The organism is Natrarchaeobius halalkaliphilus, from assembly GCF_003841485.1.
In the GTDB taxonomy this organism is placed as follows: Archaea; Halobacteriota; Halobacteria; order Halobacteriales; family Natrialbaceae; genus Natrarchaeobius; species Natrarchaeobius halalkaliphilus.
Genome location: NZ_REFY01000002.1, coordinates 533,151 through 556,000 on the forward strand (window position 1 = coordinate 533,151; position 22,850 = coordinate 556,000).

21 protein-coding genes, 1 tRNA gene and 3 pseudogenes are annotated in these 22,850 nt (G+C 59.6%); 15 read left to right on the top strand and 10 right to left on the bottom strand.

All coding sequences use genetic code 11. The annotated features are described in order from the left end of the window. Positions 1 to 139: 139 nt before the first annotated feature. Positions 140 to 319 carry a DUF7838 family putative zinc beta-ribbon protein gene (locus EA462_RS06200; RefSeq protein ID WP_124177690.1) on the bottom strand — a complete coding sequence of 60 codons (180 nt, stop codon included), beginning with the start codon at positions 317 to 319 and terminating at the stop codon, positions 140 to 142. 182 nt (positions 320 to 501) lie between these two features. Between EA462_RS06200 and EA462_RS06205 the strand changes: the two genes are divergently transcribed. After that, positions 502 to 1,035: a cob(I)yrinic acid a,c-diamide adenosyltransferase gene (locus tag EA462_RS06205; RefSeq protein ID WP_124177691.1), complete on the top strand. Its 534-nt coding sequence runs from the start codon at positions 502 to 504 to the stop codon at positions 1,033 to 1,035. Positions 1,036 to 1,079: 44 nt separating this feature from the next. Here the strand turns inward: EA462_RS06205 and EA462_RS06210 are convergent, their stop codons facing one another. Next, the gene (locus EA462_RS06210) at positions 1,080 to 2,852 is read right to left on the bottom strand and encodes an adenine deaminase C-terminal domain-containing protein (RefSeq protein WP_124177692.1); all 1,773 of its coding nucleotides are present in this window, start codon (positions 2,850 to 2,852) and stop codon (positions 1,080 to 1,082) included. A 151-nt stretch (positions 2,853 to 3,003) separates the two neighbouring features. Between EA462_RS06210 and EA462_RS06215 the strand changes: the two genes are divergently transcribed. The 5 genes and pseudogenes from EA462_RS06215 to EA462_RS06235 all read left to right on the top strand — a co-directional run bounded on the left by EA462_RS06215 (position 3,004) and on the right by EA462_RS06235 (position 7,622). Continuing rightward, positions 3,004 to 3,273 carry a DUF7553 family protein gene (locus EA462_RS06215; protein WP_124177693.1) on the top strand — a complete coding sequence of 90 codons (270 nt, stop codon included), beginning with the start codon at positions 3,004 to 3,006 and terminating at the stop codon, positions 3,271 to 3,273. Between the two features lie 27 nt (positions 3,274 to 3,300). Further along, a tRNA-Val gene (locus EA462_RS06220) sits at positions 3,301 to 3,375 on the top strand. 295 nt (positions 3,376 to 3,670) lie between these two features. Further along, a pseudogene (locus EA462_RS06225) lies at positions 3,671 to 4,315 on the top strand (dienelactone hydrolase family protein). 138 nt (positions 4,316 to 4,453) lie between these two features. Next, positions 4,454 to 4,723: a hypothetical protein gene (locus tag EA462_RS06230; protein ID WP_124177694.1), complete on the top strand. Its 270-nt coding sequence runs from the start codon at positions 4,454 to 4,456 to the stop codon at positions 4,721 to 4,723. A 613-nt stretch (positions 4,724 to 5,336) separates the two neighbouring features. Next, entirely contained in the window at positions 5,337 to 7,622 is a 2,286-nt protein-coding gene (locus EA462_RS06235; protein WP_124177695.1) for a phospholipase D family protein, read from the top strand. A gap of 325 nt (positions 7,623 to 7,947) precedes the next feature. Here EA462_RS06235 and EA462_RS06240 read toward each other — a convergent pair. Both EA462_RS06240 and EA462_RS06245 read right to left on the bottom strand, forming a co-directional pair. Further along, positions 7,948 to 8,923, bottom strand: a pseudogene (locus EA462_RS06240) (IS630 family transposase). 240 nt (positions 8,924 to 9,163) lie between these two features. After that, positions 9,164 to 10,003, bottom strand: coding sequence for a TrmB family transcriptional regulator (locus tag EA462_RS06245; protein WP_124177696.1), 840 nt, complete (start codon positions 10,001 to 10,003; stop codon positions 9,164 to 9,166). A gap of 437 nt (positions 10,004 to 10,440) precedes the next feature. On the opposite strand from EA462_RS06245, the gene EA462_RS06250 reads away from it, so the two are divergent. Both EA462_RS06250 and EA462_RS06255 read left to right on the top strand, forming a co-directional pair. Beyond that, complete coding sequence (locus tag EA462_RS06250; protein WP_243641374.1) at positions 10,441 to 11,178, top strand: TrmB family transcriptional regulator; 738 nt, start codon at positions 10,441 to 10,443, stop codon at positions 11,176 to 11,178. 239 nt (positions 11,179 to 11,417) lie between these two features. Further along, the gene (locus EA462_RS06255; protein WP_124177698.1) at positions 11,418 to 11,606 is read left to right on the top strand and encodes a HalOD1 output domain-containing protein; all 189 of its coding nucleotides are present in this window, start codon (positions 11,418 to 11,420) and stop codon (positions 11,604 to 11,606) included. A gap of 160 nt (positions 11,607 to 11,766) precedes the next feature. Here the strand turns inward: EA462_RS06255 and EA462_RS06260 are convergent, their stop codons facing one another. Then, positions 11,767 to 12,114 carry a DUF7344 domain-containing protein gene (locus EA462_RS06260; RefSeq protein ID WP_124177699.1) on the bottom strand — a complete coding sequence of 116 codons (348 nt, stop codon included), beginning with the start codon at positions 12,112 to 12,114 and terminating at the stop codon, positions 11,767 to 11,769. Between the two features lie 656 nt (positions 12,115 to 12,770). After that, positions 12,771 to 13,235: a response regulator gene (locus EA462_RS06265; protein ID WP_124177700.1), complete on the bottom strand. Its 465-nt coding sequence runs from the start codon at positions 13,233 to 13,235 to the stop codon at positions 12,771 to 12,773. A gap of 196 nt (positions 13,236 to 13,431) precedes the next feature. On the opposite strand from EA462_RS06265, the pseudogene EA462_RS06270 reads away from it, so the two are divergent. Together EA462_RS06270 and EA462_RS06275 are read left to right on the top strand one after the other, a co-directional pair. Continuing rightward, positions 13,432 to 13,599, top strand: a pseudogene (locus tag EA462_RS06270) (ISH3 family transposase); the annotation flags it as partial. Positions 13,600 to 13,797: 198 nt separating this feature from the next. Next, entirely contained in the window at positions 13,798 to 14,778 is a 981-nt protein-coding gene (locus EA462_RS06275) for a glutathione S-transferase family protein (RefSeq protein WP_124177830.1), read from the top strand. A 307-nt stretch (positions 14,779 to 15,085) separates the two neighbouring features. Here EA462_RS06275 and EA462_RS06280 read toward each other — a convergent pair whose 3' ends face one another. Next, positions 15,086 to 15,409, bottom strand: coding sequence for a DUF5789 family protein (locus EA462_RS06280; RefSeq protein ID WP_124177701.1), 324 nt, complete (start codon positions 15,407 to 15,409; stop codon positions 15,086 to 15,088). A gap of 167 nt (positions 15,410 to 15,576) precedes the next feature. On the opposite strand from EA462_RS06280, the gene EA462_RS06285 reads away from it, so the two are divergent. Next, a complete protein-coding gene (locus EA462_RS06285) occupies positions 15,577 to 16,563 on the top strand; it encodes an aldo/keto reductase (RefSeq protein WP_124177702.1) in 987 nt (328 codons plus the stop codon). Positions 16,564 to 16,686: 123 nt separating this feature from the next. On the opposite strand, the gene EA462_RS06290 is transcribed toward EA462_RS06285, so the two are convergent. Further along, positions 16,687 to 16,911 carry a hypothetical protein gene (locus EA462_RS06290; protein ID WP_124177703.1) on the bottom strand — a complete coding sequence of 75 codons (225 nt, stop codon included), beginning with the start codon at positions 16,909 to 16,911 and terminating at the stop codon, positions 16,687 to 16,689. A 141-nt stretch (positions 16,912 to 17,052) separates the two neighbouring features. Here EA462_RS06290 and EA462_RS06295 point away from each other — a divergent pair, with 141 nt between their 5' ends. After that, positions 17,053 to 18,915: a S9 family peptidase gene (locus EA462_RS06295; RefSeq protein ID WP_124177704.1), complete on the top strand. Its 1,863-nt coding sequence runs from the start codon at positions 17,053 to 17,055 to the stop codon at positions 18,913 to 18,915. Positions 18,916 to 18,996: 81 nt separating this feature from the next. Then, positions 18,997 to 20,016, top strand: a complete 1,020-nt coding sequence (locus tag EA462_RS06300) for a lysylphosphatidylglycerol synthase transmembrane domain-containing protein (RefSeq protein ID WP_124177705.1) — start codon at positions 18,997 to 18,999, stop codon at positions 20,014 to 20,016. A gap of 30 nt (positions 20,017 to 20,046) precedes the next feature. Here EA462_RS06300 and EA462_RS06305 read toward each other — a convergent pair whose 3' ends face one another. Together EA462_RS06305 and EA462_RS06310 are read right to left on the bottom strand one after the other, a co-directional pair. After that, positions 20,047 to 21,108, bottom strand: coding sequence for an NAD(P)-dependent glycerol-1-phosphate dehydrogenase (locus tag EA462_RS06305; protein ID WP_124177706.1), 1,062 nt, complete (start codon positions 21,106 to 21,108; stop codon positions 20,047 to 20,049). Between the two features lie 280 nt (positions 21,109 to 21,388). Next, the gene (locus EA462_RS06310) at positions 21,389 to 21,619 is read right to left on the bottom strand and encodes an Lrp/AsnC ligand binding domain-containing protein (protein WP_124177707.1); all 231 of its coding nucleotides are present in this window, start codon (positions 21,617 to 21,619) and stop codon (positions 21,389 to 21,391) included. Positions 21,620 to 21,731: 112 nt separating this feature from the next. Between EA462_RS06310 and EA462_RS06315 the strand changes: the two genes are divergently transcribed. Continuing rightward, positions 21,732 to 22,445 (top strand): potassium channel family protein, encoded by a 714-nt coding sequence (locus EA462_RS06315; protein ID WP_124177708.1) that lies wholly within the window; start codon positions 21,732 to 21,734, stop codon positions 22,443 to 22,445. Continuing rightward, positions 22,445 to 22,675 carry an Lrp/AsnC family transcriptional regulator gene (locus EA462_RS06320; protein ID WP_124177709.1) on the top strand — a complete coding sequence of 77 codons (231 nt, stop codon included), beginning with the start codon at positions 22,445 to 22,447 and terminating at the stop codon, positions 22,673 to 22,675. The genes EA462_RS06315 and EA462_RS06320 overlap by 1 nt, the downstream gene beginning before the upstream one ends. Positions 22,676 to 22,850 lie beyond the last annotated feature (175 nt).

The following is a 22,850-nucleotide window of genomic DNA, read 5'->3' on the forward strand; positions in this document are numbered from 1 at the left end:
GGATACGACGGCGATCGAACGGGACGTCCGCCAATCTCGCACGGACCGCTGTCAACGCGACACGCGAGACGGAGTCGGACCGCTTCGGAGGGATCGCAGACAGTTGCCGGCCCCGTCACCGCCGGTACAGCAGCCCGTATCAGGCATCAACGCTCGAGTCGACGGCCGTTCCGTTGTCTCCGATCCGAACGAAGCCGTAATCACAGTCGGGACAGTGCCATTTGACCTTCTCACCGAGGTGGAGAGTGGTGCTCGCGGCGCGGTAAAACGTCCGTTCGACCCCACAGTCAGGACACTCGTGATCGAGTTCCAGAGCCATACTCGTAGCTTGTGCGTTGGGGGTGTTTAATGTATTCGTTCGCGATGACGTCGTCCCGCGACGGCACCAACGGGGAGACCGATCTCGTCGCTGGTCACGAGGTTCCGCGATCAACGCCAGTGAAACCGGCCGCGGTAATCGGCGGCCGACAGTATAAGTATCGCTCTACCGTCGAGTCAAGCATGTCTATCTACACCGGCCGCGGCGACGACGGGAAGACCGACCTCCGGGACATGACCCGCGTCTCGAAGACCAGCCCCCGAATCGAAGCCTATGGAACCATCGACGAACTCAACGCCCTGATCGGAACGATCCGATCGACCGGTTACGACGACATCGACGATCGACTCCGGACGATCCAGAACCACCTCCACGTCGTTCAGGCGGATTTCGCGAACCCGGATCCCGACGACGACGATCCGGCGATCGGTACCGACCACGTCGAGACGATCGAACGCTGGATCGACGAGTACGACGAGGAACTCGAGCCGCTGACCTCGTTCATCCTCCCGTCCGGGAGCGATCACGGATCCAGACTCCACCACGCCCGAACGGTCTGCCGACGCGCCGAACGGCGAGCCGTCGATCTCGCGATCCACGAGGAGGTCAACGAGAACGCCGTTCAGTACCTGAATCGACTCTCAGACGGACTGTTTACGTTTGCTCGCGTGGTCAACGTTCGGGAGGGAGAGCCCGAAGAAGCACCGGCGTACTGACCGCGACGGAACCGACGGCGATTCACCTGTCTCGATTCACCTGCCTACCCGCTGGCGTCGTCGACCTCGAGCCCGACCAGTGACTGGCCGAGCACGTCCGCGTATCCCGACGGCGTGAGCTTCAACGCGGGAACGCCGAGAAACGTCAACGTCTGGGCGGTCACCAGCGGCCGCTCGAGATCGCTGCCGCCCGCCGCGATCGCTTCGCGAAGCGTCTCGAATCGAGCGGCGATCTCCTCGAGTGGCATGTCAGCCGCGGTCGCCGCGACCGGCGCCGGGAGATCAGCGACGATCGCTCCCTCGCGGGCCACGGCGAAGCCACCCCCCATCGAGGCAACTCGATCAGCGGCGACGAGGCCGTCTTCGACGTCGGCTGCGATCGTCAGGAGCCCCGGCGTCTCCCAGGTCCCCGTCGTCGCGACGGCTCCGGCCTCGAGGCCGAATCCGGCGAGAAATCCCGTGAATCCGCGGTCCGCCGTTTCCGGGTCGCGGTCGATCAGCGTCGCCGTGAGCACGTCGGCCGCGGGATCGGGTGCCAGTCGCCGGTCCTCGGTATCGTAGCGACGTTCCGAGACCACGGCGGGCGATGCCGTCGTCTCCGTCGTCACGAGACCGTTCCCGACCGCCATCGCACGGACGACACCGTCCGGAGCGACCTCGTACGGCGCTGTAAAGCGATCGGCGGAGAGGTCGACCGCGACGGTGTCGTAGACGTAGTCGGGGTACGGCTCCGTCCGGGGCTCGACGGTCGGCCGTCCGCCAGCGACGACGACCTCTCCCCCCGTCAAAACCGTTTCGACGCCCATCGACTCGAGGTCGTCCACGAGGACCAGATCCGCGATCGAACCGGGCGCGATCACACCTCGGTCCTCCAGGCCGAAGTGGTCAGCGGGATTCCGCGTGGCCGCGTCGATCGCGTCCGCCGCCGGGACGCCGGCATCGATCAGCCGCCGAACGACGTCAGCCATCCCGAAGCCGTCGAGGAGATCGTCGGGCCAGACGCCGTCGGTGGATAGCGAAACGCTCGCGCGGTCGACGTCGGGAAGCGCCTCGACGAACACGTCGAGGTCGTCGCGAATCGAGCCACAGCGTCCGACGACGTGAAGGCCGTGTTCGGCCCGTCGTCGAACACCCTCGGCCGTGATCGCCTCGTGATCGTTGTCCACGACCGTCGCGAACGCCCTGAGCCGGTCGCCGCGACAGCCCGCCCCGTGGCCGACGATCGTCTCGCCGGCGTCGCGAACCCGCTCGTAGAGCTCCTCGACCGGCGAGTCGCGCCCGACAACGTGAACCCAGTCGATCTCACCGACGCCGACGATCCGATCGCGCTCGAGCAAGCCCGCGAGCGCCTCGAGTTCGTCCTCACCCCCTCGGGCCGGCTCGAACGTGTCGACCAGAACCTGCGGCGGTAGCGTGAGATACACCGACAGCGGCAGTTCGGCCGTCCGCTCGAGGGACGTCTCGACGCCGCGGCTCCCGAAGAGAACTCCCAGACCGGAGGTTTCGCTCACGATCGACGTCGTTCCGCTCGCGAGCAACGCCGGGACGGCGCGTTGGGGCGTGAGATAGATGTCGACGTGCGTGTGGGCATCGATCAATCCGGGAACGACGGTTCGACCGCCGGCGTCGACGATGGTCGTCTCGGAACCGGTAACCTTCGCTCCGTCTTCGAGGAGCGCTGCGATTCGATCACCGACGATCGCCACGTCGCGATCCAGAAACTCTCGACGGTTCGAACAGTAGACCCGACCGTCCCGAAGAATCGTATCGGCGCTCGCCCCCGTTCGCTCGAGGGCGACCTCCTGTAGCTCGTTCATGAAGTGGTGATTCTCGCGCAGGTTCTTAACTGGATTGCGCCACGGTAGTCTCGTTTCCACGACCGGTCGAGGTCGTGTCTGACTCTCGGACCTATTCTGTTTTCTGCGAAAGGACTATATTTACAGATCACCTTCCTCTCTCCGAGAGACGATGAACAAACACTTCCACGACAGTCTGTACTACCTCAAACGGGCGGGTGAGCACGCGAAACTCGGCGTCGAATCTCAGCTCGAGCCGGCCATCAAGCGGGTGCGCGAACGACTCGGCAACGAACCCGAGCCGGAACAGAGTCGACTCGAGGCGGTTCGAAGCGAGGTCGCCGGTCTCGAGGAACGGACGCGGGGAACCATCGGGGGACTTCGAGAGCGAGTTCCGGCCGTGCGTTCGACTCGAGAGTCGACCGGCGAAAGGAACGCTTAAGTCCGACGCACCGGAACGTCACCGTGCGGGTTGGTGATCTAGTCTGGTTATGATACCTCCTTCACACGGAGGAAGTCGGCAGTTCAAATCTGCCTCAACCCATTTTTGACGACACAACGACGACGAGCGTAGCGAGGAGTCCGTGTCGTCAAAAATGGTCGGAGATTTGAACCAGACGAGTCGCGCACAGCGAACACTGTGAGCGAGCACGTCTCGGCGAGGTTCAAATCTGCCTCAATCCACTGGCGTTCCTACTCCTGACGAGTTACGGGACGGCAGAGAGGTCCTTATGGAAGGTATGCGAACCGTTCTATGACACCCACTATATGGTATACTCCTAGATCTAACCACTGCTTCTTCCCAAACAATCAACCTACTACGTACTGAACTACTGTGTATGAGCGCTGACGGAACACATACCGTGACCGAGATTCCAGTGGAAGACGTGGCACTCGAGGGGGAGCTGTCGGTTCCGACGGAATCAGCCGGACTCGTCCTCTTCGCTCACGGTAGTGGCAGCAGCAGACATAGTTCGTGAAACAACCTCGTCGCGGAGACATTGCGTGAACACGGTCTCGGCACGCTCCTGTTCGACTTGCTCACCGAGATCGAAGACCAGGATCGGGAGAATCGATTCGACATTCCGCTGCTAACGGATCGACTCGTCGAGACGACCGAATGGGTCCGCGACCAAGCGGAAACAAGTGATCACTCGATCGGTTATTTCGGCGCCAGTACAGGAGCTGCGTCGGCCCTCCGTGGAGCGGCGCGCCCGGTTACGGAAATTGATGCGGTGGTTTCGCGCGGTGGACGTGTCGATATGGCGTCCGAAGTTGTTGACGCCGTGACGGCACCGACACTGCTGATCGTCGGCGGCGAAGACGAGTCGGTATTCGAACTGAATCGAGAGGTCCACGCTAAGCTCTCGTGTGAGAAAGACCTCCGGGTCGTGGAAGGTGCGGGCCACCTCTTCGAGGAACCAGGAGAACTCGAGATGGTCGCCGATCATGCTTCCGATTGGTTCACGGGACACCTCGGGTGAAACTCCGGCACCGGTCCGGAAGTACTTCTGAACGGAATCGGGTCGGCGAAACGATGAATCACGATGAAACAGTGATTTGCCCGCGATGAGGCACATTCAGGGTCGGAATTTAGGCACGGTGCAGGGGTATTGTCTGATATGGCTGAGATTCCAGACGTCGACAGCGTGGAATCGGAAGACGAGTACATTCATGTCCTGTTTCGTGATCCCGATAGATACGACGAGATTCGAACGCCGGACTGGGCGGACGATCCGGCGGAGTCGGTCTCAGTGGGCAGCGAGGTGCGTACCGGGGAGCTGGAGGGGAGCGACGATTGGGAGGTTACGAGTGTGCTGATTAAAAAGAACGTCGGCGAGGAGAAGGCCGAGGAGCAAGCGCGTGAGATCATCGAGAAGATCGAATCGTAGCACGCAAGCCACCTGCATTGAGGGGAGACGGTGAGTGATCGAGTATGGACGTCACCGAAGCCATCGAAACGCGCATCGAACTGAGAGAGTAACGCCGACGAGTCCGTCAACGAGGAGACGAAGCGCGCGACCCTCGGGCGGCACCCGCGGAATCAGGAACCGATCGGTTCGAGACTCTCGTGGTTGGCGTTCATGGATTCTCACGGACCCCGAATGAGTGCCGGTAGTACCTGAAACCGGCCGCGAAGACCTCGTTCGAACTTCGAGCGAGACCCGCCTCAACCCATACGAACTACGTACGGTCTGTAATCGTGCTTTCTTGGGCGTTTCAAGCGTTGTGCTGAGCGGACATAATTTTGGGTAGAGGATCAGGACCGTAGAACCCACTCGGTTGTTGTACGAAGGTCGTCTTCGTCTGGGAATTCCGATATAATTTCCGTCAGGGGATATATGGATTCGGCCCTCACAGGACATCTCCACCCGTACTCACGGCAACGTCGAAAGCTGGGAAGCACTTCCGGGTGGGACGAGTCGACTTCGATGAGCGGTCGATTAGCGGAAACTGGTTAGGGACTTTGAACGGGTTTATTACATATTAAATGTTTTACTGTATATGGATGGATTTACGTCGACAATCTCGTTTGAAGAGTTCGTCGATATGCCGGAGTTCTACGGGTCGGGCGCGGCAACGTATCGCCTGGCGATGGTAAAGGACCGTCGTGACTTCCTTGACTTATTCGAGGGCGCGCGTCACGTTGATGCAGTGACCTACGCGGAAACTCCTGAGTTACTGGTGGAGATGCTAACCGAGTACGAGATCGGCTCGTTGGACGTTCTTATTGGCAACTCCGACGATTACGCTGACCGAGTCAACGAAGTTTCGACGGCGCGCTCACTGGTGCAGCTTCGCCAGGATGGTCGGCTCACGGTTCGATTGAAAAACCAGAAGACCGTTCACTCGAAGATTTACCGGATCGTGATGCCAGACGACACGGTGAGGCTCGTCCACGGTTCCGCAAATCTCTCGCGGAACTCTTGGGAGTACCACACGAACCAGATATCTGTGTTTACAACCGATGTGGGAACCGAGCTAGATGAAGAGTTTGAGAAGTTTATCGACCAGTATCGGGAAGCGTACAGCGACCAGACGCTCCTCGAAGGACTCGTTGAAGCGCTTGAAGAGGCTGATTCGACCGAAGAACGAGAAAATCACATCGAGTACTGGGTCGGAGTCGGAGATCTCGACGTGAGCGACACGGCCGCACTGAATCAAGATGCTGTAGAGGACCTGAAAGACGCCGCGGACCGAGTCACTGCCGTCGTTGATGATCCGAAAAACGCCGACGAGACGGTCGCGTTCATCGAGGAACCCGAGAACGCAGACCGAACCATCGTCGGGCCAGAGGAATCAACAAGCGATGACGGAACAACCGAGTCAGACGACGGTAACGAGTCACCAGATTTCGGGCTCGTGGAATCCGATCACGAAACGAACCTAACTGAGACACTCGATCGCCCACGGGTCAAAGCACCGGATGAGAAGATCCGGATGGGAACGAGCAAAGTGGATAAGGCCACAGCTGATGAGTTCGGAGTTAGCCTCCGTGACCGTGGCGCGACCGTTGAGGATCACAGTATCACCGCACCGTTGAGCGCGTACAACAACCAGGTGAAAGAATCTACAGCGATCCCGACGATGTCTGTCCTGCCAGAGGCAGAGCAAGTCGTGATCGGCGAAGACGACGAGATGATTCTGGTTGCCACTGACGAACCAACGCCTGAGGTTCTGAACCACTGCCTCGAAACGATCGAGAACTACATCGAGACTGTCGAGAACCACGGTTACACGCAGTCTGAAACCGCAGTAATGGCACAAATGTACGAGGCGTTCCTCTACGGGTTCTGGGCTCCATTCGCTAACCAGTACGCCGAGGCACTCTCCTCGCCGTCACGGACACTGGATAACGTTCTTCAACACCTCTATATCGAAGGGAAAAGCGACGCCGGTAAAGACAAACTCACCGAATACATCCTTCGACTCATCTCCGATAACACGGTCATCTCCGGCGTGGATGCGGACGACGTCGGAGTCGGTGAGATCCGCGGCATCCGCGAATGGGATACGTGCTTCCCGTACGCCATCATCGACGCCGAGAAACGCAAAATCCAGAACTGGAGTCCGATCCGGAACTACTGGGGGGACTGGACACCGACCAGCGTTGACCAGCCGTGCTTGATCTTCACGACGAACGACGCGCTACCCAAGTCGGAGTTCCGGAACCGAATGAAGATCCTGAGTATGGACGTCTCGTTCCCGTCGAACCCAGAAGATCCGGGATTCCAGGAAGCTCAAGAAGACCTCGCGGCCGTGTTAGAGCGACAGAACCCGATCTTTAGTTACGTCGCTCGACGGATGCTCACCGAGCAACCGTGGACCGACGGTACCGGTACTATCGAAGACGTGCGCCGTATCGTTCGGGATTTCTACGAGGAAGCCGACCGAGACCAACCGGAGTACTTCCCTGCTGAGGAACCAGCCGAAAAAACGTACGACACGGGCCGGATAAAATGGCAGCGTGATATCCAGGGCGGCCGGGTCTCCTTCGAGCCCGAACCCAGTGCGATCACCGCAGACTTCGACCGGGAAGAGTACGAAGTATACGACTACGAGAAGCGTCTCCCGAAACGGTTTATGTCCGACAAGTCCGGATCCAGCGTCTACATCGGAGCCCCAGACGACTTTGCAGAGTGGATCGGATACCCGGTTGAGGAACTGTTGAACGGTGGTGCTGGAGAAACAGGCGACGGTGTTTCTCAGTTAGGAGACGGGGACGGAGACCATGAGAATGAGAGCGGTACTGAATCCAGTGGTATCCTCGCGCGGTTGCTCGGTAGATGACCATCGTTTGATACGGTCTATTGTACCGATTTACCGGTGGGACCGCAGACGGGCCGCGGTCCCACCGGCAATGGCTTACAATAGTCTACCCTGGTGTGCGAGGGCAATTCGAGCGTCGGAAGGTGCTACGGAAGCAGGAAACCAATTACCTCGAACGGGGTGAAGAAGAACGATACAGCCTCGAGGAATTCTGCCGAGTCATCTTTGACTCGCCCGAGTCCGTCCAGGAGAGATAACACGGTCAACGAATCAAATCGTGTCTCTCCCTCGGCGCCTAGCGCGAGCATCTCGACGACCACGACGAAACCGAAGAACTGTATAGACGTTAGAAGTGGTCTCCCATTCCTGGGACAGAAAGCTGGTCGAACGCTGTATCGATCACGGTCGGTAGCTCGTCGAATGAGTCAAAGAATCGATCGCTCAGAGCCGCTTGAAGCGATCTTCAGCACTCTTTAACTTGGGTGAGTACGGGAGAGTACACTGGTAACGCCACGAACGTAAGGTCGTCCCGCCAGATCCGTGGCGGCCGACACGTAAAAGTACGGTAATCGAGCCATCTTCGAATTCATCACATAACGGTACGATGAACTGTTTTGCGTGTTTTGCGGTCACGTACTCTTCGAGCCGGGCGAAAATCGATCGTCATCCCCGTGAGCGCGCTCAACAGACGCGTCCAACCGCGCTGTTCGGAGGGCTCGACGACCGACCGCCTGTCGCGGGGAAACCACGCGGCACCCGGCTCAACTTGCACAGGTTTCTGGTCTGATCGATGCAGACTACTGTGACGTCCATCTCCGTTCACGTTTTTTGAAGCCGTCGTTGAACTCACCTCGCTCCGCTTCGTGGGCATCTACGTCTGAACGCCGCGGTTTTTGATAGCTCAGCCCCGCCTCTTTCAGCAACCGACGACAACTCGGATAAGAGTACGTCACGCCGTACGTGTCTTCGAGAAAATCTTGGACCAGCGCCGGCGTCCACGCCGGTGCGTCGATACCGATCTCGGTCGGTGGTTCGTGGACAGTTTCCTCGAACTCTTGCTGCTGTATTTCCGAGAGCTTCCGTTTCCTTCCAGTTCGCTTGTCATCAGAGACGGCTTGCTCGAGCGGTTCGTCCGTGTCGAGTCGCATCAACCAGCTGTAGATCGTTCTCCGACCCGTACCGTACCACTCAGCGAGTTCAGTCTGTGTGACACCGTTTTTGTACGCAATTGCCGCCAACAACCGTTTCGTCGGCTTGTTTCCGTCAACACGGTCGAGAGCGTCTTGAAGTTCTTCGATGGAGATCTCATCGAGGTGGTCCATTACTGGAGTCTACGCTTTCTGGGCTGAAAGTTCTAACGACTACAATATTATGCGGAATTCGTAGATCAGATGTCTGAATGTTCCGGCATCACTGCGCTACGACCCGACAGTTCTACTATTGGTCGATTCAGTCGGTACCGAGAAAACCCGTCCGTTGATCCGAAAAGGCCAGAGAGTGTCTAGTGAACCAGCACGAGGCGACTCTGTTAGTCAGTCAGATGTGGTCGGTCGATTCGCTCCCTATGAACGGTCCGAACCAGCAGTTCCGGGATCGTCGAGAGGAACCAATCCAGTTGCCATCAATCGACGCACGATTGCGACGAGACCGTTATCGAATCCCCGACCAAACACCGCCTGTTCGTGCGACCGTTCACCCGTCTCTGCCTCGTGAAACGAACTCACGAGGATCGTACTCCGATCTACTAGCAGGATCCGGCTGATTTCCGTCTCGTCATCGGTCAGTGCTGCTCCGCTTAGCCATTCCAGGCCAGAGACGAACACCTCCGCGTTCGGAAGGCGGTCCTGCACGCGCTCGCGTAACGTCCCGGATATCGTGCCGACGATGATCGTGACCCCACGCTGCTGGGCCGCCTTGAGGGAGTCGAACAGGGTGTCGGTGACAACAGAATCGTGTCCGATCACGAAGACGAGTTCGTTTTCGGCTTCATCGAGTAACTGGTGTGCCCGATTCGTGATCGGAACGTTCCCGGATAATGCCCACACTTCGTGTGCGGTCCCCGCGTCACTATCGAAGTTCGCCGGTTCGAGATCTTGTAGCGTCTCGTGTAATAACTCGGTTCGCGATTCGTATTCGTCCCGAAGCGTTTCAGTCGCTTCAGCGAACGAGACGGAGCGAAACTGCTGAGGATTCGAGTGTTGGACTTCCACGAGTCCTTTCGTTTCTAAGACGCGAATCGCGTCGTACACACGAGTTCGCGGGACTTCGGAGATCTCACTGATGTCCTTGGCTGTCCCTCGTGGAAGTCGTGATAGCGCCACGAACGCCCTGGCCTCGTACTCTTTGAGCCCGAGCTGCTGGAGGAGTTCGACCGCCTGTTGCTGATCTGTAAGTTCATCCATAGGTCCCAACCTGGGCTACCAATTACTGGTAGCTCGTCTACCGTGTGGCGCTCTATCGGGAAGATGTTTCCCCTCCTCACTCACACGTCAGTTCTCGATTACGCAATCGGATTAGACGGTGTTCAGTGATTTTTCAAAACTCTGCAGGACAGGATGAGTTCGATTGTGATTCGTCGAGTGACAAAGCCGTCAAAGAATCGACCACCAGAATCGGCGTTTCGCTCTGTAGTCCATTCTTCACCCAGATAATCACAGTAAGTGTTTAGGGCACGGGCACCAACCTCGTACTGGCGCACAGTTACAGAGTAGGTCCCAACCACGCTGGCGCTGTGTGCCACCTCTCGAGGCAGATTCCCCGCCAGCAACATCGAACTGTACTCATGAACGAAAACCCATCAGATGAACCATATAAAGTCGCGATCAGTCAGCTCGAAGCGGTGGGACTGAGTGCGTACGCTGCTCGGACGTTTGTCGCTCTCGCCACACTCGGGGAAGGAACCGCACAGGACGTGAGTGACATCTCAGAGGTGCCCAGAACGCGCGTCTACGATGCCGTTAACGAACTGGAAGATCGAGGACTGGTCGATGTCCACCAGTCCACGCCCAAACGGTTCTGGGTGATTTCGTCGGAAACCACCGGACGAATCTTCGAACAGGAGTACTCACAGCGGGTTAGTGAACTCGTTGCCGCACTCGATTCACTCGAGCCGGTTGCGCGCTCGGACGAACAACGCGGAGTCTGGACGGTGACGGGGCGTAAGACGGTTGCAACCAGAGTGATCGACTTTATCGAGAGCGCAGACGAGGAAGTGGTCTACATGACCGTTGGAGACCTCCTTACTGGGGATACAATTGACAGCTTGCGCGCAGCGAGTGAGCGAGGCGTTTCGATCAAATTGGGGACGATGGAACAGACAATACAGGAGGACATTCGTGAAGCGATTCCGGAAGCTGAAATGTTCGAGTCGCTCTGGGTCTGGTCGGATACTCCTGCCGGACGGCTGCTCATGGTGGATAACGAGAAAACGCTCGTAAGCGTCCTCGCCGATGGAACCGGCGACAACCAACTGGAACGGGAAGATGAGACCGCAATCTGGGGGTCTGGAGGGACCAATAGTTTAGTTATCGTCCTCAAAGCGATGTTTACGTGGCAACTCAATGGGAATCGGACGTGAGCGAAGAGACTCCTGTCACCCGCCGGATCACGAAATGATTATGACCGATGTTAGCATACGGATTGCCACGGTCACTCTCCCGGTGGTCAGTGCGTGTCCATAACCCAGAGCCGGAGGGTGAGCACTGTCCAGAGGTGTATACAATGAATGAGGAGGATACTTCCGGGGGAACGGATGTACCGATTACAGAAACGACCCATAGTTCTGAGCCACCCGTCGGAACTGTGCGCGGTAATTGGATGGAGTCAGAGCACTCGAGTGTGGCTGTCGTCGAGGCGGTTGCTGCGGCGACGAACCGTGATCTCTTTTCGATACCACCGTTGTACGAACAGGTAGATCCCGACGCGCTAGATAGACTCGTGACAGCGGCGGAAACGGACGCTCAACGGACGCTTCACGTCTCGTTTCGGTACGAGGGGTGGAAGTAACCGTTTGGACAAATGGGAACATCGAGGTCTCCGTCGACGTAGATGGACGGGAATGAACGTGTCACACGTCTGCTGTAAGTCAGTACCGGCGCACCCGGCACCCGGTCTCCGGATACGCCGGTACTGACTTACAGCAGACCGTATCAGTCGCGACGATCCGTCACCGTAGTTCGTCGGTGATGAAGGCAATGAGTTTCTCTACGCGTGTGGTAGCGTGATACCGAACAGTATCACTTTGTGCATCATAATCAATAACGCCTGCTTCCGCTAGCTTTGGAAGGTGGGCGTGGTACAATGTCATCTTGAGGTGAGAGGGAGATCGATGAGGCCGCTCTGTACGTACGTTTGCGCTATTGATCCGATCCACCAACTCGTCGATATCCACGGCACCATCTTCGTTTTCGATGAGGTGGTGGAGGATCTGTTGTCTGCACTGGTCGGTGACCAGTTCTAGTGCTACCTCGGTCGTGACAGTTTGGGTGTTGACATTCATAGTAAGGTCCACCATGTTTCGTCTGGACCTCGGTACGCACGAACATGGATGCATACCGTAACAACGGCCACGTGGTAACCCCTGTCGTTAATCCAGATCATCACACAAACACTTTTCCGCTCGTCAACGGACACCACTCGAACGTACCGCTGATTCGGGTATCGCTTCCAAATCGCGTCCTCTTGAATTTAGATCTGTCCGAGATGGACGAGTGTGACGTTCATGAAACGATCAGAGATGATCCACAACTCCGATGAATACCTGCAATCGTACTCACGGGTTCCGAGGCAACAGAGGATATTACGAAGGGTAATAACGTAAGCATGAACGCGTATCTCACGAAGTCGACTGATCCAAACGAGTTCGACTAGATTGTGAGAGTCATGGAAAATCCCGGCTCAGACAGGTCCCACTTCCGCCGATTCGAGAATGATTTCTACAGCCCTCGGATAGGTGCCACTTCTGCTGAGAGATCCACATAAATCAGGAACTGCCGAAAGGTTGCGGGTTGTTCTGAATAAGAGGGTACACAGAGCGATCCTGAAAGAAAATTTTGGGTAGCGGTTACTGAATCATCCGTCGTACACATGTATTCAAACAGTAACGAGAATCAGTATACAGTCTGAGAACTGTGGAAAATATCCGTTGTAAAGAGAAGTGTCGGGAACTCATCAATTATTGGGTGCTGACTGGTGAACAATCGCAAGCCAGAACTCCTCGACTGACTGGACGAAGTCGATAAACTCATCCGGTTCAACCGGCTTCTGGATGTATTGATCTGCGTCGAGACCATGCGATTTAGCGATGTCTTCTTCCGTCTCTGAACTCGTGAGGATGACGATGGGGATCGCAGAGAACGCTGGCTCGTTGTTCAACTCGGCAAGGACTTCCATACCGCTCTTTCCGGGTAACCGTGGTTCAAGCAAGATCAGATCGGGGCGGGGTCTATCTGCATAATCATCGCGCTGGTTGACGAAATCGAGTGCGGCCTCACCATCGGAGACGACGTGGAGATTATTGACTATTTTTGCATCTTTGAACGATTCCGTAAAGAGACGACTATCTCCGGGATTTGGTTCAACTAACAAAATTTCAATCGGTTCCTGTGATTGTTCGTCCGCTGAATCTGAAGGCATTACAGCGGCTATCAGTCGAAGCGTTAAAAAGCTTAATTCACTCGTATTGATCGTTTATTTCCGCTGTCTTGAAGTGTAATACGGAAGTCATTCATGAAAGGTGGGATTCCCAGCGAAAAGTTCCCACATGCACGTGTCACAGCAAGAAAGACGGTACTCCCACCCGATGTGAGAGCCGTAGCGAAAGCGTTGGTCTGATGACGGAGATCGCGGGAAAGTGGTGAGATCGTTCGACTTACTTCGGAACCGGTCAGCGATCGAAACGAGCGATCGTGTATTTCGCCAGGTGCGGGTGGTAACGACGACACAGGATCCAGTCATTCGGTTCGCGTTCGTCCTGGTTGGGTTCTCGATAGAGAACCTCTAGGAGGTACCTCGATTGGCCTTCGTTTCCGGGTATCTCTGGCGCTCGGAATCGCGACGCCGTTGTACAGATTCGTGGCGACGGGAAGGCGGCCGCCCGTGGAATCTTGATGCGGAACGGGGACGTCTTCCATATCCTCACCGGCGAGGGGGTACGTTTCGCGTGGCATCTATGAGTGAGCAGTCCGTACTGCGTTCTATGGGCCGAAACATGCTCGTCGATGGTGAGTGGAAGACCGACATCGAACCGCACACCGACGAAGACGGAGCGTTCGACCGAGTCGAGACCTCGTTTCGCGACTGGATCCGCGACGAATCCGACGCACGGTTCCAGCCCGAGGACGATCGGTATCATCTGTACATCGCGCGAAACTGTCCGTGGGCTCACGGCACCGCGCTCACTCTCCAGTTGACCGGTTTGACGGACGCCATCTCGATAGATATTGTCGATCCGTGGCGCGAGGACGACGGCTGGAAGTTCACGCCCGAAAAAAACGGTTGCACCCCCGACACAGTCAGCGGCTGCGAGTACCTCCGGGAAGTCTACGTCAACGCTGATCCAGAGTTCACCGGACGCGTTACTGTGCCGGTACTGTGGGACAAACGGGAAGAAACGATCGTCAACAACGAATCGATCGAAATCATGCGGATGTTCGCCACCGAATTCGACGAGTACGCCGACGGAGTTGACCTGTATCCCGAGGGCTATCGAGACGAGATCGACCGGATCATCGACGACGTCTACGACTCGATCAACAACGGCGTCTATCGCGCCGGATTCGCCGACTCACAGGGGGCCTACGACGAGGCTGTCCGGGACGTTTTCGACGGCCTTGACCACTACGACGAGGTACTGGCCGACCGGCGGTATCTCGCCGGCGATCGCCTGACGCTGGCGGACGTTCGGCTGTTTCCGACGCTGATCCGCTTCGACGCGGCCTACCACACGGCCTTCAAGTGCGACAAACAGTACCTCCACCAGTACGACAACCTGTGGCCATATCTGCGCGATCTCTACCAGACGCCCGGCGTCGCCGAGACCGTCGTGATGGATCACATCAGGGACGAAGGGTACTTTCAGGGGGAGATCACGTCGATCGGCCCGGATCTCGACTTCGAGGCACCACACGACCGGGACCGGCTGCCCAGCCGCGAACCAGACACACGCTATGAACAGTAGCGATCGACACTGTCTCGGCGATGTTCCCGGACAGGATACTTGACCTTCGAAGATATCGCAACCGTGAACCCCGACGAGTGGACGATACCAGGTAAGCACGATGCGATCGATGTCGTACAATAAAACTTCTCGGAGTCGGGAGCGTTGCTGGTCTTGCAGGCTGTCTCGGCGGGGAAGACGACGATATCCCCGACGGCACCGACGACGGTAACGGGGACGACGAGATTGCCGTCTCGTTCGTTCCGATCAGTCCTCGTGGCACCGACGGTTCGGTCCTCACTGTTCGAGCGAGCGCGCAACGTCTCGATCAGAACGACTGTTGCTTTCGGACGTACTCGAGTTCGTTCGGACTGTCGCCACGATCGCTGTACCGGGGTCGTCCGATGGCGTCACGACGGACCCCGTTTAAGATCGCGAGTTCGAGGTCGCTCTGGCTCTCGTAAGTCTCGTGTCCGGAGGTCTCGAGGACGGCTTCCAGCGAATCGGTGCGATCTGGGTAGCTGATCGTCACGTCCGCGAACTCCGCTATGAGTTCGGCCGTCGTCACCGGAAACGTCGCCTCATCGAAGAGCCGACTGGCCGTTCCGACTCCCAGCGATCTGACTTCGTCGGTCGGGTCGCTCTCGGTCATCGGGGAGACTACTTCGATCACCTGGATAGATCTACAGCCTGCAAGCGAAGATACCCGTCGTCCGCGTTCGACTAGAGATCTCTCTCTCTCCTGCGATCTCGTTCCTATCGAGTCTCTTTTCGTCAATTTATGAGAAGACATATATCACGACAAAAACACGATCGCGTATGAACTATCGAGCGCTCGGTTCGACCGGTCGAGCCGTTTCTGAGGTCGGCCTCGGAACGTGGAATATCGGCGGCGACTGGGGCGAAGTCTCCGACGAGACCGGCCGCGAAGTCGTCCGTTCCGCCATAGAATCCGGAATCACGTTCATCGACACCGCGGACGTCTACGGTGACGGACGCAGCGAGCGCCACATCGGCCACGTCCTCGAGGAACGTGACGCCGAGGACGTGTTCGTCGCGACGAAAGCCGGACGTCGTCTCGAGCCACACGACGCCGAAGGATACGAGTACGACCGACTCTCTCCGTTCGTCGATCGGAGCCGTGAGTATCTCGGCCGGGGGACGCTCGATCTGCTCCAGTTGCACTGTCCACCGACGGAAGCGTACTACCAGCCGTCGACGTTCCACGCCGTAGAGCGCCTGGTGGACGAGGGAAAAATCGCCCACGCGGGAGTAAGCGTCGAACGGGTCGAAGAGGCGCTCAAGGCCATCGAGTACGACGTCGTCGAGACGATTCAGCTCATCTTCAACCCGTTTCGCCAGCGCCCACGCGAGCAGTTTTTCGATCGAGCGCGCGCCGAAGACGTCGGCGTGATCGTCCGCGTCCCCTACGCATCGGGGCTGTTGACCGGCGCGCTCGAGCGCGATCAGACGTTCCCCGAGAACGACCACCGAAACTTCAACCGCCAGGGGGAGGCCTTCGACGTCGGTGAGACGTTCGCCGGCATCCCCTACGAGAGTGGGCACGACGCCGTCGAGGCGCTCGATCCCCACGTTCCCGAGGGACTGTCGCTGGCCGAACTCACGCTCCGGTGGATCCTCGACCACGAGGCCGTCTCGACGGTCATTCCGGGGACGACGTCCCCGGAGCACGTTCGATCGAACGCGGCGGTTTCAGGCTCCGACCCACTCTCGAACCGCGTTCGCGGCGCTGTCCGGGACGTCTACGAAGAACACGTCTTCGATCACGTCCACCATCGCTGGTAGCGCTCGCCGCCATCAGCCGCTCCCCGCGAACGATCTCGGCGGAGGGAGATGCACCGGCCGGCGCTAGTCCGCGGATCCCCGGCCCCGCGACGTCTCGAGACTGCTGTTCGTTCGTCCGGACGGTCAGGCCGAACTCGAGCCCGACGGCCGACCGGCTCGAAGCGCTTTAATAACGCCCTGGGCCGCCAGGCCAATGACGGTCCACTTCCAGGCCACGACGGCGACGCCGAGCAAGACGAGCCCACGGGTCCGTCGGCCGCGAGCGAGCGCTCGTTTCGCTTCCATCAGAACGGAAACGACGGTCAACGATCGGGTCGCTTTCGAGCCGAGGAATCTCTGAAGTACCATACCCGTTCTAGCGAGGGCGACGGCAAGACGGATCGGCCGGAGGGCGCAAGGTCACCGGTTCGGGGGGTTCCGACGAACGGCCCGTCCGAGCGCTCGAGTCGAAACCCAAACGCCTACTGCCGTTCCTCGAGTCCGTTACGTATGGTCAGCTACGACATCGAACGCTACCTCAACGTTCGAAGCGCCTACGGCGCATCGTTCGACCCCGACGGGGACCGCCTGTCCTTTCTGATGGATACGACGGGGACGCCACAGGTCTGGACGATAGCGGAGCCGCGCGAGTGGCCCGAACAGCGGACGTTCTTCGACGAGCGGGTGACGTTCGCCTCGTGGTCGCCGGAGCGTCCCGAGTTGATCTTCGGCATGGACGACGGCGGCAACGAACGCGCCCAACTGTTCAGACTCGGCGCCGAGACCGGCGAGATCCTGAACCTGACGGCCATGCCCGACGCCAAACACCGGTGGGGCGGCTGGAGCCACGACGGCGAGCGGTTCGCGTTCACGTCAAACCGTCGCGACGAGTCCGTCTTCGACGTCTACGTCCAGGGTCGAGACGACCGCGGCGACGACGCGCGACTCGTCTCCGAGGGCGACGGCTGGCTCTCCCTGTCGGGCTGGAGTCCCGACGATTCCCGGCTGCTCGTCTCTCAGGCCTACTCTAACTTCGATCAGGACCTCTCCGTCCTCGACGTCGACACCGGCGATCTCGAGCACCTGACGCCGCACGAGGGCGATGTCCGCTATCAGAGTGCACGCTGGGCACCCGACGGCGACGGGCTCTACCTCGTCACCGATCACGGCGACGCGGACACGCTCTACCTCGCGTATCTCGACCTCGAGAAGGGGGACCTCGAGACGGTCGTCGACGGCTCCGGCTGGAACGTCGACGGGATCGCACTGGACGACGAGACGGGTCGGTTCGTCTACTCGCGAAACGTCGACGGCTACACGGAGTTGACCGTCGGGGAGTTCGAGGCGGACGAGCCGACCGCCTTCCGGACGTTTCCCGAACCCGATCTGCCGGGCGGCGTCGCGGGCGGGGTGAGTTTCGGTTCGGACGGAGACCGGTTCGCGATCTCGACCAGCGGAGACGCCGTCAATACGAACGTCTTCGTCGTCGACGTCGAGACCGGCGAGGCCGAACGCGTTACGGACGCGCCGACGGCCGGTATCCCGCCCGAGACGTTCGACGAGTCCGAACTGGTCCACGTCGAGAGCTTCGACGGGCTCCGAGTGCCCGCCTTTTTTACCCTTCCGGACGGCTCCGACGGCGAGCGATCGATCGACGAACGCGACAGCGACCGATCACAGTCGGACCGCGACGGCGTTCCGGTCATCGTCGACATTCACGGCGGTCCCGAGAGCCAGCGCCGACCCTCGTTCTCGAGCGTCAAGCAGTACTTCCTCGATCGGGGCTACGCCTATTTCGAGCCGAACGTGCGCGGCTCGGCGGGCTACGGTGGCGAGTACGCGGCGCTCGACGACGTCGAAAAGCGGATGGATTCGGTCGCGGACGTCGCGGCCTGTGTCGCGTGGCTCCGAGAGCATCCCGCCGCCGATTCGGATCGAATCGTCGCCAAGGGAGGCTCTTACGGCGGGTTCATGGTTCTTGCCGCACTGACGGAGTATCCCGACCTCTGGGCCGCCGGAATCGACGTCGTTGGCATCGCGAACTTCGTCACCTTCCTCGAGAACACGGGTGAGTGGCGTCGCGAACTCCGCGAGGCGGAGTACGGGAGCCTCGAAGAGGATCGGGAGTTCTTAGAGGAGATCTCACCGACGAACAACATCGAGCGGATCGACGCGCCGCTGTTCGTTCTCCACGGCGAGAACGATCCGCGCGTTCCGGTCGGTGAAGCCGAACAGGTCGCCTCTCGAGCCAGCGAACAGGGCGTTCCGGTTCGAAAACTGATCTTCGAGGACGAAGGTCACGGCTTCTCGAAGCTCGAGAACCGTATCGAGGCCTACTCGTCGATCGCCGACTTCCTCGACGAACACGCTTGATTCGCCCGACCGATCGGTTCAGAAGCCGGTCACCGTTGCCGACTTGCGGGTGTTAAGGGTTTCCCGTTCCAACCGGGCCGTATGCGCTGGCGACGAGCGGCCGGCGGGCTTGCACTCGCGGTCGGGGTCGTCGTCCTTCTCGTGTACGGAATCGGCTGGGAGACGGTCACCGAGACCGTCAGCGAGGCACACCCCGGCTTGTTGGCCGGTGCGATCCTTTCGGGACTCTGTATGCTCGCGCTTCGCGGTCTCGTCGTCGGACGACTCCTCGCCCCGGTTCAGGGCGGCGCTCGCGGGAACGCGTTCGTCGCGGCCTATCTCTCGGGATACTTCGCCCGGAGCGCGCTGCCCTGGGGACGATCGACGGGGACGCCGATCACGGCCTATCTCCTCGCTGAGGGGTCCAACTCGCAGTTCGAGGACAATCTCGCCGTCGTCGCCGCAGCCGAGGGCTTCAACGCCATCGCTAGCGTCGTCGTCGCGGTGACCGGATTCGTGGTTTACACCGCCGCAAGCGACAGCGATGCCCTGAACGCCGTGTCGGCTGCGATCACCGTCGCCGGCATCGTCGCAGTGGCTGCGACGGTCCTCGTCGTCGTCGTGTTCAACCGCGGCGTGGCTCGAAGGGTCGTCGCCAGAATCGCAGCCGGCGGGGAGGCGATCCTCGAGAAGCTACCGAGAGTCAACGACGTGAGGGGACGTCTCACCGATCGAATCGACGGCTTTTTCGACACGCTCGAGACGATCGGTGCCTCGCGACGCGCGCTGGCCGCCGCCATCGGGATCGCGATCGCGAGCTGGGTGTTCAACGCGTTGCCGCTGTACCTCTGCTTGCTCGCCGTCGGCGTCGACGCACCGCTCGCGGTGGCGTTGGTCTGCGCGCCGCTCGCCTCGTTCGGCGGTGTGGTTCCGCTCCCGGGCGGTAGCGGGGGAATCGAGGTCGTCCTGACGGCGCTGCTCGTCGCCACCCTCGGACTACCGACCGGCGTCGCTGCCGGCGTCGCTGTCCTCTATCGGCTGACGACCTACTGGACGCACCTCGTTATCGGGGGCTGTGTCGCGTCCGCCGTCTCGATGGTCGGAATGTCTCGATTCGGATGAACCGATCTCTCCGTCACGACCGCGTTCGGCTCAGGAGATCACGCCCGTCTTCCGTGCGACCTCTCGAGCCGCGCGCTCGTTCATCCCGTCACCGAGGATCGTATACCGGTCTCGAATCGCGTGACAGGTCGTCAGCGACTCGATTACGGTTTCGTCGTCGATGCCGAGTTCGTCGGCGGTCGTCGGCGCATCGATGCTCGAGAGCGCGTCCCGAATGTCGCGCCAGACGCCGCGTTCGCCGCCGTGGAGATAGGCGGTCATGATCGAGCCGACGCCGACTTGATGGCCGTGGAGAGCCGCTCCGGGTGCGAGACGATCTAGCTGGTGAGAAAAGAGGTGTTCGGCACCGCTCGCCGGTCGCGAGGAGTCCGCGATGGACATCGCGACGCCGGAGGACATGAGCGCCTTGGTGACGACCCACGCCGATTCCTCGAGCCCGGGCCGAACCATGTCGGCGTTGTCGACCAGAATTTCCGCGGTCATCTCCGCGAGTGCGGCGGCATACTCCGAATACTCGACGTCTTTGAGTCGCTTGGCGAGTCGCCAGTCCATCACGGCCGTATAGTTCGAGATGATGTCGGCACAGCCCGCCGTCGTTAGCTCCCACGGCGCGTCGGCCAGGATCTCGGTGTCAGCGACCACCGCGAGCGGCGGCTCGGCCGCGACGCTGTGGCGCGTGTCGCCGTCCGGAACCGAGCCGCGGTTGCTGACGATTCCGTCGTGACTCGCCGCTGTCGGAACCGAGAGAAACCCCATACCCAAGCGATCGCTCGCCATCTTTGCGATGTCGATGGCTTTCCCCCCGCCGATTCCCACGAGGTAGTCGACCGCCTCCGCGTCGGCTGACTCAACGACGGTTTCGACCGCCTCGAACGTCGCCGCTTCGATCGTCACGACGACAGGCTCGATCCCGGCGTCCCGAAAGTCTTCGACGACGGGGTCAGCGACGACGTCCCGTGGCGTGGGGCTCGTGACGAACAGCGGTCGTCCCTGTAAATGCAGATCGTCCACGACGTCGACGACCGCGGACCGAACGCCGTGGCCTACGACGACGTTTCGCGGGAGGCGAATCCACGTCGATTTCTCGAACATACCTCTACGTTCTCACGGAAGCGATAATAAATGCAGTTCCTCGATCGTTGCGTCGGTAGTGCATAATTCACCGGAGTTGTCACGTTGCTCGCCGTAGCTGTAACGCTACTTCGGACAGCTGTTCCCAGTACTTCTCTCGATCATTTGGCTCTCTCGTCATCACGGAAGATGAAAAGATCTTCCGAACGACCCCGAGGCACTCGGCCTGTTCCGCCTGTAGACCAGTGTGGATCCGCAGGCGGTGTTCGGGTGCGTCGGAACCGACCGACAGCAGTCGGTCTTAGTCCATCGCGATGTACGTTTTGGTCTCGGTTACGCCCTCGAGACCCTGCATGTTCGTCGAGACCGCCTCGAGAATATGGTACACTTCGTCGGCGTCGACCTCCGCGATAATGTCGTAGTTGCCGGCGACGATGTGGGCACTCGTGACTCGCTCTAAGTCCCTGATCGACGACAGGAGCTCTTCGGACTTTCCGGCAGCCGTCTTCACCATAATAAACGCGTGAACCATCGGTCGCCGGTGTGGTACACTCTGTCACGACTAAAACCTTTGCCCTGGGACTCTCCGTGCGGTGTGGTAGTCGGGGACAACCTTATTGACAGCGGACGCCGTACCGAACGTCATGCGCTTCGTGATCATCGGTGCTGGACGGGTTGGGCTGCGCACGGCCCGGGTTCTGCGGGACGAAGGCCACGAGGTGACGCTCATCGAACGCGACGACGGGATGATCAGGCGCGCCCGTAACGAAGCGTTTTCCGTCGTCGAGGGCGACGGCTCTCAGGAAACGGTCATAGAGGAGGCCGGCATCGCGAACGCGGACGTTCTGGGTGCGTTGACCGGCGATCTGAACGTCAACTTCACCGCGTGCATGATCGCCAAACACCACGGCTGTCGGACGGTCATGCGGATCGACGAGGCATATCGCGAGGGGATCTACCGCAAATACGCGGACGAGGTCGACGAGGTGATCTATCCCGAACGCCTCGGTGCTCTCGGTGCGAAAAACGCCCTTCTGGGTGGGACGATTCGTGCGATCGCGGACGTCGCCCCTCACCTGCAGGTCCTCGAATTGACGATCACCGACCAGGCACCCGTCAACGGCTACGCGATGGGCGAACTCCAACTCCCGGCCGACGCGACCGTTCTCGCGTTCGGAAAGCAAGACCGGACGCTTGGAATCCCGTCCGAAGACGAATCTCTCGAGGTCGGTGATCGACTCGTGGTATTGGCGGATTTCGACGTGTTGAGCGAGGTCAGACAGTTACTCGTCGGAGAAACTGCGAGCCGAGCACTCGTCGGCGCGGACGCGAGCGGCGACAGCGGAGGTGTCAACTGATGGTAACAGCATTCGTCATGATAAAGGCAAACACGGGCGAGGCGGATCGACTTCGGGACGAGATCAAGGCGATCGACGGCGTCGAATCGGCACACATCGTCGCGGGCGACGTCGACATCATCGCGAAAGCCGACGTCGGGACTCCTGCGGAGGTAAAAGACATCGCGGCGACCCGGATCCAGTCGATCGACGGAATCGAGGACACGCAGACGTACATCGCGATGGACTGAATCGGAATCTGCAGAGAACCATCCGGTTGGACCTCGTCCGGAGTATCTACTCCTCGCTGACCCGGAGTCAACCGGGGAGCTAGATTGTCGTTTCTCCCCTCGGGACTACTCGACGCGGACGGCCGGACCGTCCGCCGTATCGTTGTTGCGCACGGTGACCGTCCAGCTGCGAAAC